We start from the raw sequence: 15,173 nt of genomic DNA, 5'->3' as shown, positions 1-15,173 counted from the left end.
TTTTTGATCTAATAAATTTACACATACACCTTTAAGTGTTAATATTATGATAATCCTTTGAGTTAACTCTAAGTCAAGATGTTTTTCATTTTTTATAAAAAAAACACCCCAAGAACTTATTAAAATCTTGTAGTCATCTTCTATGAAAATTATGAAGTTATTTTGTTGTAATGGCCTCTTAAAACAGCGTTTATAACTGGCAATTGATCTTTAAATAGGCAAAAGTGTCGGTTTTCCCGTAGGGGTTGCTTGCATTTTTATGATGCTTCGTCTAAGCCTTGTTTTCTCTGTCTTTCGCCCAATCATAAAGTTCCCTATTCTATTCCGAGTGCAGAAGTGGGTAAAGCCCAGAAGATAGATTGTTTCTATCTTCACATCCCGTTCTTGGACGTATTTGGTTGCAAAACGACCAGACTCAACCTGCTAAGTAAAATTGTACAGATAAGCATTTAAAAGTTTTTATAGACATATTTCCGCGAATATACTAAGCATTTGATGAAAATGTTATCAATGCTGTCGTAGGGGCTGCGTTAAACAACAATGTGATTGAATAAGTTCCTTCTTCAATGCATGCACTTCTTCATGCGACAATCGAAGCAGTAAAATCTCTGTCAATTACTGTTCCGCTGGATATCAGCTTGATGATGAAAATTGCCATTGTAGCTGATGATAAGTGGAATGTAGTTTCGATGTTTGGAAAGTCAACTCTTCATTTATAATACTTGGTGCTGCTGCACACATAGGAATTTTTATAGCGCTTATCGGTACAAAGCTTTTTGGCTTTAGCATAAATGAAGTAGGTGTAATTGTTATTATCGGGGGTGTATGCGGCCAAATGGCAATATATGTAATACCAAAACTGGCTCCATATTTAATGGCACAGATATCTGTGGCAGCATATTCGTACATGGCTCTTATGCCTTTGATTCAACCACAAATAATGAAATTGCTTACGACTAAAGAAGAAAGGTAGATCATGATGAAACAGGCAAGACCTGTAACAAAAACAGAAAAGATCAAATTCCCCATTGGTATAACAGTAATGATTGATTTACTGCTACCTCCGATAGCACCGCTTATTACGATGTTAATGCTAGGCAATCCCCTGAAAGAATTAAGTAGCATTGAGATACCAGACACAAAGATACACAATGCCAACAGGGCAGCAAAAGCAGCATTAACAGATATAAAAACAGAAGAATAGGTGCTAATTTGTCAGTGAATAATCTTAAAAAATAAAGCACCCATTTTAGAGTGCCTATTGCTTATATTCTCTAATTCCCAATTTTTCTTTAAGAGCTTCTTGAAGCACCTGTGAAAAGTTTATTTTGCTTCTTTCGGCGACACTATTGAGCCATGATGGTATTGTCAGTGTTTTCTTTACATAAACAGTTTTAATACCACTTCTATAGTATGGCATCCATACTTCTATTGGAACAACAATTTGGTTATCTTCTACTTTTATCTTCGAAATAGGAGTTGGTTCTGGTATAACATCTCCATCGTCTTCCATACCTGAAATATGAAGTGCCATAGCCTCTTTTGCATTTCTTACAGCTTCTTCTTCATTATCTCCACATGTAAAACAGCCAGGTAAATCGGGAAAACTGACAGAAATACCGTCAGATGCATAATCAAATATAGCAGGATAAATATATGTTTCTTTCATCTAAAAGCCTCCTTTTGGCTTGTTTTCAGGGAGGGAGGCAGAACTCACTCGAGTTTAAGTCCTGCCTGATCCAAAATACTTTTTGCAGTTTTAAAAGGAATGTCTTTTTTAGGATGTGGTACAGTTACTTTTCCTTGTTTTACTGGATGTTTAAGTTGATGATGACTTCCATTGATTTTTACTATGTACCAACCATCTTGCTGAAGTATTTTGAGTATCTCCCGGGACGAATAACATTTCATATATTACCCTCCCTTAACTAATATTATAACACGTATTCAATACGTGTCAATGGATTTTATAAGATGAAATTGTCATACAGGATAAAAAAACAGATGAATCAATGTAAATTTTTCAATTTATCTCAACAGAACCTGGAGATTGAACATTAATCCTCAATCTAGCTATCGCCCATGCCTGGCGCGCATGTATAAAAAAGCCTTAAATCATTTTTTATTGATTCAAGGCTTTTTGCGTTTAGATTAATATTTTAGTTTTATCTGTGACTATAAAACATGGTTTTTCCTTTCTCTTATGTTAATGACATAATTGCATTTTTAACGGGCATTCTCACCCTTTTATTTTTAAGATCAATCGAAGCATTGAATACCAGTAAGGCAACTGTTTACTTTTTCCTTTCTTTGCATGATATATTACTTGTGCTTTTTCTTGGCTGCAGTTATACCGATGACACCTACAACAACAATTATTAAAATGACAATGATAGCTTTCATTTAATTCACCTCTTTTCATTTTTAGATACTTTCTATGTCACAATTAAGCAAATATAGGATAAGACTGCTTAACAAAATCATGGCTTATTGTAATATTTTTTCATTATTTACGATTATTGATTACAGCAACAACCGCAACAGCAGCAATGACGTCACCGATAACAGCTTTCACATTCGTACATTTTTTCTTTACGCCAATTTCGACTTATTGCACGCCGAACAATGTCCTGTACATTTCCAAAGCTCGTCTGCAACCGGTGCCCAATTTTCTGCGGGGATTTTGCATTTAGCAGAAAGGCGGTGCACATCTTCAGGATTTTCCAAATCGGTGGAGTGCGCACCTGAGGTTTCCACCATTTCCACTAATGCATCTGGGTTATCCAGCAGCGGACAAGGACGCAGGTGGTTTTCGTTGAACGGCTGACGATCGTGGTAAGCCATGAATAACGGAGATTGCAAAGCTTCCAACAGAGTCTTTTCACGAATGTTAGAATCCGAATAGTGAATGAACGCACAAGGTTCTATATCGCCATTTGCGTTGACGTGCAAATAGCGTCTTCCCCCCGCTATACATCCGTCCACATATTCTCCGTCGTTCCAAAAATCCAAAGTGAATAAAGGCTTTGTTCCGCGGAATTTGCGCACCTGCTCATACATAAATTTTCTTTGTTCGGCGCTGACCATCAGCTCTGGTACTGCTGAGTTCCCAATAGGCATATATGTAAAAAACCAGCAAAATTTCGCACCCCATTCAATCATTTGATCAAAATACTCCTCTGAACCAATTATATGAACGTTTTTGCTCGTGTAGCAGCAGGAGATCCCGAACGGCAGACGCTTGGCCTTGAGTATCGACATAGCTTTTTCAACTTTTTTGAATGTGCCGATTCCACGCCGAAAGTCAGTATCTTCTTCAAAGCCTTCAACGCTGATGGCAGGGATGAAATTCTTGACCCTCAGCATTTCATCAGCAAAAGCTTCATCAATGAGGGTACCGTTTGTAAACGCACTGAACTGGCAGTCTGGATGTGTTTCACACAAGCGGATGATGTCCGCCTTTCTTACAAGAGGCTCTCCCCCCAGAATAAAGGAAAAAAAGGATGCATTTATTACAAAATTTTCAAAAATCTTTTTTCTCACATCATCATCAATATCCGTCCAAAGGCTCATTATATATTTGTACCAGTTGCTTTCGGTCTCCGATATAACCTTTTTAACCGCGTCTATTTGCTCGTCAAGAATTCCAGGCGGTATAAATTTGTCAAGAAAATAAACGAGTTTAGGGATGTTGGTTTCCGGATCGCGGTCCACGAATTCATACGCCTTGCGCAGGGCCACAACCTGCAAATCGGACTTAATACCCATTGATAAGCACTTCCTTTCTGTGTCAATTATTTAACGAAGGCTTGAAAGAAGTCTCCCATCCTCTATAGGTGGGAGATGAATTTCTATTGTTTTCCATAACATTATATGCTATAATATTATCAGGAGTAAAAAGTAAAGACAATTAGGCATAACAGCCTAAGAGTAATATTTTTGTAGGGAAGGTTCCTCCCGAAATTACGCCTATGGAGATTGTGTAAGACCTGCTGTGAATAACAGTAGGCAACGGTCTATGAAGTAGGAAGCTTCATCCTCTATAGGATGGAGTAGGTTCACTAAACGATTGGCTTTCTCGCATGTCTCATAAATTGCGTCATATTTCTGTTCAATAATGGGGGATACTTCATCCGTCTTTTTGCTTTTGATTTTTTCATAGCAAAAATACGGAATTATCCAGCCTATAACCCCTGGAACTGCAAGAATTATACTGAGCGGCAGCATACCAGCCAAATAGCTGAACACCGAACATGCCATGAACGCCGTTCCGAAGACGCCAACAACATATGCCACAGTGCTTGCCCCGACTACTTTAGACATTTCCAATCTCTCGATTTCCTTTGCATGACTCTCGAATTGATGCTGAAGTCTTGTCAACTCAGCTTTGTTCTTAATTTTTCGGTCACGCTTGAATTTCAAGGTAACATGCGTCAGCCCCTTAACGGCAGGGCTAGTGCCATCCAGTACCCAGCCAAAGTAGGGATAGCTGTCTACATATAACGCTTCCATGTCGCGTTTTACAGTAATATCCTTGTACTCATAGCCAATAAAATTGTTTTTTTCAGTCTCACTCATATCAATCGCTCCTTTTTATAAAAATTTCTATCAGAATCACGAGCCTGGATTGCCCGTTCTTTATCTGATGTTTTTATTATAATGCAGCAATGTTTTTAAATTGTTGGAGAAATGTTTAAGAAATATTAATTTGAAGTAGAGCAAATGAGAATTTTTTAATAAAAAAGCAGCATGAATTCAAAAAAATCAAATTCACGCTGCTTGGTTTTGATATATGTACTCAATAGTGCACTACAAAATTCGCTTTTATATATTTTTTCTTAACCTGACTGTAAATGTCGAGCCTTTGCCTACTTCGCTCTTTACCGATATAGAGCCGTCTAGCAGTTCAATAACTCTAAGCACAAGGGCAAGGCCAAGGCCGTTTCCTTCGCTGGAATGAGATGTATCTCCCTGATAAAATTTGTCGAAAATGTGCTTCATCGCTTCATCACTGATTCCGCAACCTGTGTCGGACACTGATACGGTGACTGTGTCTTCATCAGAAGTCTGCTTTAATGTAATCTTTCCACCTGGTTCGGTAAATTTTATAGCGTTGGAAAGCAGGTTGTTCCATACTAGTTCCAGCATGCTTTCATCCGCGCGTATAACGGCTTGATCCTCAATATCCGCTTCAAATTCGATTCCTTTTTCTTCCCACAAGTTTTCAAAAGAAAGCGCACAGTTGCATAACTGCCTGCACAAATCATATGGCTCCGCAACTGGTCTTATCTCCTGATTTTCAAGTTTATTCAGCTTGAGCATATTAGTAACAAGTGCTGTCAGCCGTCGAGATGCCGTAATTATCGTATCTGTATATTCTTTGCGTTGTTCAGCAGTACCAGCTCATCCATATTAATCGGCTTTACCATATAATCATCAATGCCTGCCCTGAATCCTTTTTGTTTTGATGAGATATCGTCAAGAGCGCTGATAAAAAGTATAGGAATAACCTTATTTAATTCACGCACCGTTTTTGCAAACTCATAACCGTCGATTTCCGGTATCATAATATCCGAAATTATTAAATCGTATGTACTATTGTACATTAAATCATATGCTTCCTTCGGATTCAGGCATCCTTTTGCAGAATATCCGTTATCATTAAGATAGGTGCATATCAGTTTTTCATCATCTTCAACAACAGGTATATTAATCATGTGGCAAACACCTCCGTTTTATTTTAAACTTTTATAATTGTAGCAAACAGATGTTAAAGAAAGTTTATACCACCACCACCAAAAAGCACATTTTAGGCAGATGGCAAATCACCGGAAAACCCCTGTATTCAAGCCGTTTTTCAGACGCTTATTTGTTTTTTACATTTGTCAACAGCACTACCGTCTCTACGTGGCACGAGAGGACAGAATAAATGTCATTTGAGATATGTCCGTTCTCGGAAACATATCTATCGCAAATTTTGCACTTACGGTAGACGGGAACGCGTCGACTTAGCAAAATCAAATTAAGAAAATCTCATTTACGCTCTTTCACTTATAATTTTCCAAATAACAAAAATCAATATGACAGTTATTGCTGCTAACCATAAAGAAATATTCACTGCAATGGTTCTAAAGTATACATTACTCAATATCATAGCTGCCAAAACAGCTGCAGCAATAAACCACGCTTTTAAAAAAGAAACTACTTTTTTTTCTTTCTTTGCACCAAATGCTGTTTTAGTAATATACAATACAATCACATTTGCTATAAGGATAATTGCAAGTCCATTTATAATATCCCCAACGGTTAAGATAAACTCAAACCCAGCTTTATTTGAAATTAAGCTAATTATAAAGTTTTTAGCTAAAGAAATAACACCTAAAACCCATAGTGCATGAAGAGACATATCTAAAAAATCCATCACCTTATCTTTTTTTGTCTTCTTAGGCATAGCTTCGATAATCTGATCACAGATTTCCTTATATCTGCCTCCCATGACTTTTTTAATATTATCGCCTCGTTGCTGACCATCAATAATTAGTTCAATAATATCTCCTCTTACAACTTCTTGATTGTACTCTGATAAATCAGAACCCCGTAAGTAGACAATCATATTTGTATAAATTTCTTTGTTTTCATCAAATATCGCTTTTTCCCTATTATTATTTTTCTTTAATAATTCCTTTGCTAATTTATTCATGTTCTTTTCCTCCCATAAATAATTGATTAACCGCATGATCTAGTTCTTGCCAGTTAACTTTAAATTCACTTAGACTAATAACCCCCTTCTCAGTTAAATGATAATATTTGCGCTTCGGTCCGCTATTAGAGTCTTGTAAAGTAGCTTTCACAAGTTCACTTTTCTGTAGGCGCAAAATAATAGGATATATTGTTCCTTCAGATATCTCTCCAAATCCATATCGCTCTAACTGTTTCGAGATTTCATATGCATAAGTCTCTTGTTTTCGGATTATCTCTAAAATGCATCCTTCTAACACACCTTTTAACATTTGTGAAGGAATCATAATAAAACCTCCCATTTAGTATCTTGCAATGCAATATACAGGTATATTGTATTGCAAGATACTAACTTTGTCAAGTTTCTTTTTGCTCACTCTAAATGATAACATCATTCTCAATAAATTGATTTTTTATGAGCTATTAATAAAACGAAACCGCCAATCAAGAGAATTCATCTCCTGATCAGCGGTCAGCTCAATATATTAAATTCAATATCACCAATTTTTACATCTATCCTATCTCCACAACTCTATGACGTTATCTATTCTATCAACTCGACCCTACTTCATTTTTCGGTTCTTTTTCTATCCATCGATATGTTCCCGCGGACGCATTTAAAACTATACGTCGAGTAGACAAGATAAGTATAATCCTGCAAACCCAGTAAGTTCAAGGCTTACACCCTTGACATCAATGTTACGCATTCCACATGAGGAGTGTGAGGAAACATGTCGACGCATTTTACTTTTTCCACTTTGTACTGTCTTTCATTAAACATCTTTAAATCCCTTGTTAGGGACACAGGATTGCAGGATACATAGATTATCTTTTCTGGGTTTAACTTAATAATATCCAATATAGCTTTTGGATTTACTCCGGGTCTAGGAGGATCTAACACAACCACATCCGGCTTTTCATTTATTTCCTTTATTTTTTGTGCGACATCACCTGCTATAAACTGTATATTACTAAGTCCATTTAATCGTGCATTTTCACGTGCAGCATCAACGGCTTCTTCAACAAGTTCTACACCTATGACTTTTTTAGCCAATGGTGCCATTATTATCCCTATAGTCCCAGTACCGCAATACAAGTCAAATAAAATTTTGTTAGATATTTCCCCTGCGAATTCCCTTGCTATGCTGTAGAGCTTCTCTGCACCTTTTGAATTAGTTTGGAAAAATGAAAAGGCGCTTATCTTAAATTTAAGACCGAGTATTTCATCCATTATATAGTCTCTGCCGTACAAAACTGTAAGTTTTTCGCACTTAACTGCATCAGAATAGCTGTCATTTACAGTGTGCAATATACCTATAAGTTTACCATTTAATTTTATGCTTCTAAGCTCATCTACCAGTTTACTAAAATCGTGTTTTATCTGAGATGTTGTAACAACATTAATGATAACCTCACCTGTATTTGCAGCTTTTCTTACAACTAAATGTCTTAGATAACCTTCATGCGTCTTAATGTTATAGTGTGGTAAACCGTGCTCTTCTACATATCTCAACACATTTTTTAAGCATGTGATAAAATCACTATCAACAATCCTGCAGTCTTCCGTCGTTACAATATCGTAAAATCTACCTTTCACGTGAAGTCCCAACTGACTTATCCCATTGTCATCTTTTCCAAACGTGTACTCCATCTTGTTTCTGTATAAAAAGGCATCTGGACTTCTGACAATGCCGAGAAATTCAAAATCTTTTATTCCTGCTTCATCAAGAAGTTTTTTTACATAATCTTCTTTTAATTTTAATTGATCCTCATAATTTATATTTAAATATGCACAACCGCCACATTTACCAAAATGTTTACATACATCACTATGTTCCAACGGTGATCTCTCTAGTACCTCTACAACATCTGCCTCAATTTCTTCACCTTTTATTTTTTTTATCTTCACCTTTGCCTTTTGCCCTTTAATAGCTCCTCTTACCTTAATAATATTGCCACTTAAATGTGTTAATCCATGTCCATTTAAGTCCATATCATCTATATTAACAATTATTTCTTCGTTTTTCTTCATGTCACATTTCCCCTAAACTTTGATATACATTATATATACCATACATGTGTAAATACGTCAAAATAATTCATTATAAATATATTATCACACATATATATAATCTGAATATTATATATTAAAAATACTAAAATGGGGGTTTTATATATGTATGATTATAACGATCTTTATATACAAACATATGATATGAGCCAAAAAGGCTTGGCTGAGGCATATATACCGATGCAAAAGTATGTATCATCGTATCCGCCTGAACAAGGTTTAAGGAGAGGAACAATTTTCCCTGAATTAGATAAGCCATACATTGAGGAAAAAGCGAGGGGGTACTAATAAATGGATGCAAATCAAGTAGCTCTTATCAAAAAAATAATGGAGTTAGATTTTGCGTGTATAGACTTAAATCTTTACCTTGACACACATCCTGAAGATCAAAAAGCATTAAAAGATTACAACTACTATAGCCAACAGTCAAAATCATTAAAAGTACAATATGAGCAACTTTATGGTCCATTGATGTCTTTCGGTGAAACACCTTCACAGTGTAACAGATTTAGGTGGGTAGATGACCCATGGCCATGGGAAATTCAGTATTAAAGAGGTGATACTATGTGGGTGTATGAAAAAAAATTAGAATATCCTGCCAATGTATGTAAGCCAGACATCAAGATGGCTAAATTTTTAATAGCACAGTATGGAGGACCGGATGGTGAATTAGCTGCAGCGTTGAGATACCAGACTCAAAGATACACAATGCCTACAGGCCAAGCAAAGGGAACATTGACAGATATATCCACAGAAGAATTTGCGCATCTTGAAATAATTGCCACAATGGTATTTAAGCTTTTAAAAGGTGTACCAGCAGAAGAGCTTAGAAGAGAAGGGCTTGGTGAGCAGTACACCGAACACGACAGGGCAATTTTCTACAACGACGCAACAGGAATGCTTTGGACAGCGGCGTACATTCAAGCAAAGGGTGATGTAATCGCAGATCTTCATGAAGACATGGCAGCCGAGGAAAAAGCAAGGGCAACATATGAACACCTTATAAACCTTACTGATGATCCATGTGTAAAAGATACATTGAGATTTTTAAGAGAAAGAGAAATTGTACACTTCCAGAGATTTGGAGAGACTTTAGATAGGGTAAGAGAACATCTAAGATGCAAAAAAATATATTAAAGTAAAAGCCGGAACCACCGGCTTTTACTCTTTGTTTAATTCGCTAAATACTTTATCGGCTATCCTAACCGCCTCTTGCGCATTTGCACCATAATAATCAGCGCCGATTTTCATTGCATAATCTTTTGTAAGCACAGCACCACCAACCATGATTTTTACATCATGTTCCTTCCTTAATATTTTAATCGTCTTTTCCATATTGTTAAGCGTCGTAGTCATTAAGGCACTAAGCCCTACAAGCGGTGCTTTCGTCCGCTTCAGTTCGTCAACTATAGTAGATGGTTTCACATCTTTCCCAAGATCTATTACCTCGTACCCGTAATTTTCAAGAAGGACTTTGACTATATTTTTACCTATGTCGTGTATGTCGCCTTCTACTGTAGCAAGTATTATTTTGCCTTTAGATCCCATTCCTTTTGGCATCTTTTCTTTTAAAACTTTAAAAGCGCTTTCTACAACTTCAGCGGAGTTTAAAAGCTGCGGTAGAAAATATATTCCCTTATCGTACTTGTCTCCTACATCCTTCAATGCAGGTATTATTGTATTATCTACTATGCTTAATGGTTCTACGCCTTCATTAAGTATTTCCAGCACTAATCTATCTATGTCTGCCTTTTTACCTTCTAGTATGTTTTTATAAAGCATTTGGCTTGCATCTTTTTTTAGTTTTTCTTCAATCGTTGCATCGGATATATTGCTGATTTTATCATCTTTTTTATATGTCTGTATGTATTTTTCACATCTTGCATCCCTAGATGTCAAAACCATTGATGCATTTAATATATCCATCGTAATTTTATCGTTTGGATTTACTATCACTGCATCAAGGCCGTATGATGCTGCCATGGCAAGAAATGCAGTATTTATAAGTTGCCGCTCAGGCAAACCATAAGATATGTTGCTAAGTCCAATAATCGTGCTTACACCAAGTTCACTTTTTACAAGTTTAATTGCCTTTAAAGTTTCAATCGCCGCCGTCTGCTCCGATGACACCGTAAGAGCTATGCAATCAATTATAATATCTTCCTTTGGTATTCCATAGTCAAAGGCTGTTTTTACAATCTTTTCAGCATTTTTAAGCCTTTCCTCCGCATTTCTAGGAAGCCCTTCATCGCTTATTGTAAGTCCTATAACGTTAGTACCATACTTTTTAACAATGGGCAATACTTCTTGTAAGCTTTTTTCTTTTGCGCTTACAGAGTTTATAATCGGCTTTCCTCTTACTATTCTTACTGCATTTTCTATTGCTTTGACATTGCTGCTATCTATCTGCAACGGCAGATTGACAATATTTTGAATCTGCGAGACGACATAAGGCATTAGCTTCTCTTCATCTATTCCCGGCACTCCAATATTTATATCCAACATATCAGCGCCTAAATTTTCCTGTGAGCTCGCTTCATCAAACAGAATATTAAACTTACCCTCTTTTATAGCCGCACTTAGCCTTTTTTTACCTGTCGGATTTATCCTCTCACCTATTATACATATTGGGTTATTTTCACCTATGAAAACAGTTTTTGTATTTGATGAAACTGCTGTCACTTTCCTCATGGTCGATTTATGCTCAACATTATATACATCGTTCTTTAATAATTTAATGAACTCCGGTGTCGTGCCACAGCAGCCACCTACAATAGATGCGCCACACTCTAAAAGTTTTTTTGACTGATGTACAAATTGCTCCGGCGATACATTGTAGAACGTCTTGCCATCCTTTAAATGAGGCATCCCGGCATTTGGCTGCGCTAAAATAGGTATTCGAGCAACTTCCGACATCTTTTTTACTATATCAGCCATCATATCAGGCCCTGTAGAACAATTCACGCCAATAGCGTCAAGCCCCAACCCTTGAAGACTCACAACAGCTGTCACAGGATCTGTCCCCATCAATGTTCTTCCATCTTCTTGAAACGTCATAGTGCATATTACTTTTAAATTCGTATTTTCTTTCACTGCAAGAATAGCCGCCTTAGCTTCTAAAATATCTGACATAGTTTCTATTAGTGCTAAATCTGCACCTGCCTTTTCACCTTCTACAGCGACTTCAGAAAAGGCATTATATGCTTCATCAAATGTAAGTTTGCCGAAAGGCTCCATCAATTCTCCAATAGGTCCCATCGAAAGGGCAACCGCTTTATCTCCTGCAGCCTTCTTTGCTATCTTAACAGCACTTCTTACTATCAACGGTACATCGCCAGAAAGATTATAAGCTTTCAATTTTATCCTATTGGCACCAAAAGTATTTGTTTCAATCACATCAGCGCCAGCATCGATGTACGATTTATGAATTTCATATACGATATCCGGGTGTGTTATGTTATAGTACTCTGGGCACTCACCTGTTTTAAGCCCTTTCATTTGAAGCATCGTTCCCATTGCTCCATCAAACACAATTACACTATTCTTTAAGTTCTTTAAAATATCCAATGATTACATCTCCTTACAGTGATTACAAAACTTCTTTTTTAATATCTGTCTTTATATTTTTTACATTATTGATAATATCGACGACGATGTCCGTCCTCCCAAGCGGCATAATATGAACACCACTTACCAGATTTTTTATCTTATTTATAAACTCTACCGCAATTTTAAGTCCTTCGCCTTTTCCGTTGTTTTTTAATCTTTCAAGGATGTAATCAGGTATTTCAATGCCTGGTACCTTTGCATTTAAATTGACAGCCATTTTATAACTTTTAAGCGGCAGAACACCTACTAAGACAGGTATGCCGAACTTGCTTATTGCATCAAGGAATCTATATAATATTTTTTCATCATAAACCGGTTGTGTCTGTATAAATGATGCCCCATTTTCTATTTTTATCTTTAATTTTTCTATTGATTCTTTGCTTAAATCATTTGGATTTGCTGTAGTACCTATACAAAAGCTTGTCGATGACTCCAGCCTGTTTCCACTGTAGTCAAAACCGTTGTTTAACGATTTTGCAATCTTAATTAACCCTATAGAATCCACATCGTATACACCAGTTGCTTGAGGTACATCTCCACGTTTAGGATCATCACCCGTCAATGCAAGAATATTTCTTACTCCAAGAGCATACGCCCCTAAAAGCTCTGCCTGAAGACCTATAAGATTTCTATCCCTGCAAGTTAGATGGAATATAGTTTCAATATTCAGATGATTTTGTAGAAGATGTGCAAGCGCAATCGGACTCATCCTCATGTTTGCCATAGGACAGTCAGTTATATTTAAAGCATCCACTATTCCATACAATTTTCTTGCTTCTTCAATAGAATTTGAAATATCAGCTCCTTTTGGCGTTGACATCTCAACAGTAACAACAAATTCACGGTTATTGAGCTTTTGACATAAATTTTTTGAATTTAACAATATAACCCCTCCTGATAAAAATAAAAAAATCTCTTCGCCAAAAGAAGAGATAAATGTGCTCCCATCTTTCAGCGATACGCTGCTGGAATTGGCACCGTGATATCCGGTTGCCGAGCTTCATAGGGCCAGTCCCTCCGCTACTCTTGATAAGAGTTTATTATATTAATTTGTTAAATTATATAATACAATCCAGATGCTTAAATGTCAATGAAATATTTGTTGAATCATTAAAATTCCTTGGTGTTTTATGCTGCAATTAATCTTTTATTTTTTTAAAAATGTGAAAAGATATATATGAGGTGATTTTATGAGATACAGAAAAATAGTCGAACCTGTAGTTTCCATCACATCAGGACCTGATGAAATAGAAAACCTAAACAACGCATTAAATTTACTTCCACTTCAAAATTTAATAGATGCAGGCAATACAGTTGTGATTACACCTAATTTTGTCAAAAGCAAACCGCCACAAAGCGGTACAATAGTCGGTCCAAATACATTAAGGGCATTAATCAGGTATATAAAATCGAAAAATCCCGGAAGAATAGTAATTGCCGCCGGTTCTGGCGGTGATCCTACGCCAAAAGTCATGTCAGATAATGGCATTGATAAAGTCATATCAGAAGAGGGCGTCGAGTTTGTGGATTTAAATTATGGACCTTATGTAGAACTGTTGCTTGACGATTGCCTCGTTAAATCTACAAAAGTAAATGACCTTTATGAAAAGATGGATGTTTTGATTTCATTCACTCAAATGAAGATACACGAGGAAGCGACTGTGTCCCTTGGAATAAAAAACATAGCTTTAAGCTGGCCTCCTGCAGAAATACATGGATTTCCGAAAAAAAATCTAGGAATACATGATGACCTCCACAATTTCATAAGAGCAATGGCAGAAAAAATTTCTATAGACCTTACAATATTAAGCGCACAAGAAGCAATGATAGGCACAGGCCCATCTGAAGGAAAGCCTATCAATGCAAACATGATAATAGCAGGAACCGATCCTGTAGCAACTGACACGGTAGGTGCCAGAATGTTTGGATTCATGCCGCAGGGGGTAAACTATTTATTTCAATGCGCCAAAAGAGGTGTAGGAACAGGCGAATTAAAAAATGTCACAATTAAAGGAATACCATTACAACAGGCTGAATTAAATTTTTCAACTTTAGCGTATGGCTATGGCATTGCGCTGGATTCAAATGGAATCAAACAAATGGTACCTGGCAAATCATAAAAATGTTAAGTTGCACAAATAAAGGTTTTAATTATTAAATATATTATGAGATTCCACTGCAAAAGTCTTCTTTATCTATTATTAGATAAAACATTTTTAAATTTAGGCAAATTTTGGAATCGCATAAAACTAGTTAAAAATTAGTTTTGCAGTGGAATCATATGTATTATCTTAATATTGTATTTATATTTTTTTAATGACAGGTTTGTATTCTTTATTTATTACCTTTTTACTATAGTATTTAATGCCTATAAATGATATAGCCGTAAATAACAGTCCCGATATAGCTTCTATCATCTGGGAAAAATTATCTATTCCAAATATATGTGCTACAGCATAACCAGCAAACACACCTACAAAGAAAAATAAAAGCGGTATGCCATACATTATCATAGTAGCCTTTAACATTGAAGTTTCTCTAATTTCTAATAAAACATTATCACCAACTTTTAATTCATCAATTGCATCAACTTCAACCATCATTCTGTTATTGCTTCCCATATCACATGCATGGCATTTCCCGCACATGTCATTTCTTAGTAGCTCAACTTTTGCTTTTCCATCTTTTATATTGGCAACGCATCCTTTTTCAGTCATTAATTAACGCCTCACTCATTTTTTTAACCAGCTTTACA

The 15,173-nt window shown here is 36.2% G+C and carries 17 protein-coding genes, 1 pseudogene and 1 riboswitch; of the genes and pseudogenes, 6 read left to right on the top strand and 12 right to left on the bottom strand.

Going from position 1 to position 15,173, the window contains the following annotated elements:
- Positions 1–566: 566 nt before the first annotated feature.
- The gene (locus TTHE_RS13925) at positions 567–719 is read left to right on the top strand and encodes a HutP family protein (protein WP_223814499.1); all 153 of its coding nucleotides are present in this window, start codon (positions 567–569) and stop codon (positions 717–719) included.
- A pseudogene (locus tag TTHE_RS04300) lies at positions 674–1,204 on the top strand (sodium ion-translocating decarboxylase subunit beta). Before TTHE_RS13925 ends, TTHE_RS04300 begins: the two are co-directional and overlap by 46 nt.
- A 54-nt stretch (positions 1,205–1,258) precedes the next feature.
- Here the strand turns inward: TTHE_RS04300 and TTHE_RS04295 are convergent.
- The 9 genes from TTHE_RS04295 to rlmD form a co-directional block, all read right to left on the bottom strand.
- On the bottom strand, positions 1,259–1,669 hold the full coding sequence (locus TTHE_RS04295) for a type II toxin-antitoxin system HicB family antitoxin (protein ID WP_013297374.1): 411 nt from the start codon (positions 1,667–1,669) through the stop codon (positions 1,259–1,261).
- A 44-nt stretch (positions 1,670–1,713) separates the two neighbouring features.
- Positions 1,714–1,911, bottom strand: coding sequence for a type II toxin-antitoxin system HicA family toxin (locus TTHE_RS04290; RefSeq protein ID WP_013297373.1), 198 nt, complete (start codon positions 1,909–1,911; stop codon positions 1,714–1,716).
- A gap of 681 nt (positions 1,912–2,592) precedes the next feature.
- Positions 2,593–3,768, bottom strand: a complete 1,176-nt coding sequence (locus TTHE_RS04285) for a radical SAM protein (protein WP_013297372.1) — start codon at positions 3,766–3,768, stop codon at positions 2,593–2,595.
- 201 nt (positions 3,769–3,969) lie between these two features.
- Positions 3,970–4,578 carry a hypothetical protein gene (locus TTHE_RS04280; RefSeq protein ID WP_013297371.1) on the bottom strand — a complete coding sequence of 203 codons (609 nt, stop codon included), beginning with the start codon at positions 4,576–4,578 and terminating at the stop codon, positions 3,970–3,972.
- A gap of 246 nt (positions 4,579–4,824) precedes the next feature.
- Complete coding sequence (locus TTHE_RS04275) at positions 4,825–5,322, bottom strand: sensor histidine kinase (RefSeq protein WP_081441840.1); 498 nt, start codon at positions 5,320–5,322, stop codon at positions 4,825–4,827.
- Between the two features lie 38 nt (positions 5,323–5,360).
- The gene (locus TTHE_RS04270) at positions 5,361–5,717 is read right to left on the bottom strand and encodes a response regulator transcription factor (RefSeq protein WP_196793658.1); all 357 of its coding nucleotides are present in this window, start codon (positions 5,715–5,717) and stop codon (positions 5,361–5,363) included.
- 320 nt (positions 5,718–6,037) lie between these two features.
- Complete coding sequence (locus TTHE_RS04265) at positions 6,038–6,700, bottom strand: DUF1129 domain-containing protein (protein ID WP_013297370.1); 663 nt, start codon at positions 6,698–6,700, stop codon at positions 6,038–6,040.
- Positions 6,693–7,025 carry a PadR family transcriptional regulator gene (locus TTHE_RS04260; protein WP_013297369.1) on the bottom strand — a complete coding sequence of 111 codons (333 nt, stop codon included), beginning with the start codon at positions 7,023–7,025 and terminating at the stop codon, positions 6,693–6,695. The genes TTHE_RS04265 and TTHE_RS04260 overlap by 8 nt, the downstream gene beginning before the upstream one ends.
- 392 nt (positions 7,026–7,417) lie before the next feature.
- The gene (rlmD, locus tag TTHE_RS04255) at positions 7,418–8,770 is read right to left on the bottom strand and encodes a 23S rRNA (uracil(1939)-C(5))-methyltransferase RlmD (protein WP_013297368.1); all 1,353 of its coding nucleotides are present in this window, start codon (positions 8,768–8,770) and stop codon (positions 7,418–7,420) included.
- A gap of 144 nt (positions 8,771–8,914) precedes the next feature.
- Between rlmD and TTHE_RS04250 the strand changes: the two genes are divergently transcribed.
- Genes TTHE_RS04250 through TTHE_RS04240 form a run of 3 tightly spaced genes read left to right on the top strand, consistent with a single transcriptional unit; the run spans position 8,915 to position 9,946 of the window.
- Positions 8,915–9,097 carry a spore coat associated protein CotJA gene (locus TTHE_RS04250; protein WP_013297367.1) on the top strand — a complete coding sequence of 61 codons (183 nt, stop codon included), beginning with the start codon at positions 8,915–8,917 and terminating at the stop codon, positions 9,095–9,097.
- A 3-nt stretch (positions 9,098–9,100) separates the two neighbouring features.
- Positions 9,101–9,361, top strand: a complete 261-nt coding sequence (locus TTHE_RS04245; protein ID WP_013297366.1) for a spore coat protein CotJB — start codon at positions 9,101–9,103, stop codon at positions 9,359–9,361.
- A 12-nt stretch (positions 9,362–9,373) separates the two neighbouring features.
- Entirely contained in the window at positions 9,374–9,946 is a 573-nt protein-coding gene (locus TTHE_RS04240) for a manganese catalase family protein (RefSeq protein WP_013297365.1), read from the top strand.
- A gap of 24 nt (positions 9,947–9,970) precedes the next feature.
- Here TTHE_RS04240 and TTHE_RS04235 read toward each other — a convergent pair whose 3' ends face one another.
- Both TTHE_RS04235 and TTHE_RS04230 read right to left on the bottom strand, forming a co-directional pair.
- On the bottom strand, positions 9,971–12,376 hold the full coding sequence (locus TTHE_RS04235; RefSeq protein WP_013297364.1) for a homocysteine S-methyltransferase family protein: 2,406 nt from the start codon (positions 12,374–12,376) through the stop codon (positions 9,971–9,973).
- 22 nt (positions 12,377–12,398) lie between these two features.
- Positions 12,399–13,301 (bottom strand): methylenetetrahydrofolate reductase, encoded by a 903-nt coding sequence (locus TTHE_RS04230; RefSeq protein ID WP_013297363.1) that lies wholly within the window; start codon positions 13,299–13,301, stop codon positions 12,399–12,401.
- A gap of 58 nt (positions 13,302–13,359) precedes the next feature.
- Positions 13,360–13,454: riboswitch (SAM riboswitch) on the bottom strand.
- A 154-nt stretch (positions 13,455–13,608) separates the two neighbouring features.
- On the opposite strand from TTHE_RS04230, the gene TTHE_RS04225 reads away from it, so the two are divergent.
- Positions 13,609–14,538, top strand: a complete 930-nt coding sequence (locus TTHE_RS04225) for a DUF362 domain-containing protein (RefSeq protein ID WP_013297362.1) — start codon at positions 13,609–13,611, stop codon at positions 14,536–14,538.
- 183 nt (positions 14,539–14,721) lie between these two features.
- Here the strand turns inward: TTHE_RS04225 and TTHE_RS04220 are convergent, their stop codons facing one another.
- Entirely contained in the window at positions 14,722–15,135 is a 414-nt protein-coding gene (locus TTHE_RS04220; protein WP_013297361.1) for a SoxR reducing system RseC family protein, read from the bottom strand.
- Positions 15,136–15,173: the final 38 nt, after the last annotated feature.

This window comes from Thermoanaerobacterium thermosaccharolyticum DSM 571 (assembly GCF_000145615.1).
Taxonomy (GTDB): Bacteria; Bacillota; Thermoanaerobacteria; order Thermoanaerobacterales; family Thermoanaerobacteraceae; genus Thermoanaerobacterium; species Thermoanaerobacterium thermosaccharolyticum.
The sequence above is the reverse complement of the archived record's forward strand: the minus strand, read 5'-3'. Positions and strand labels throughout refer to the sequence as shown.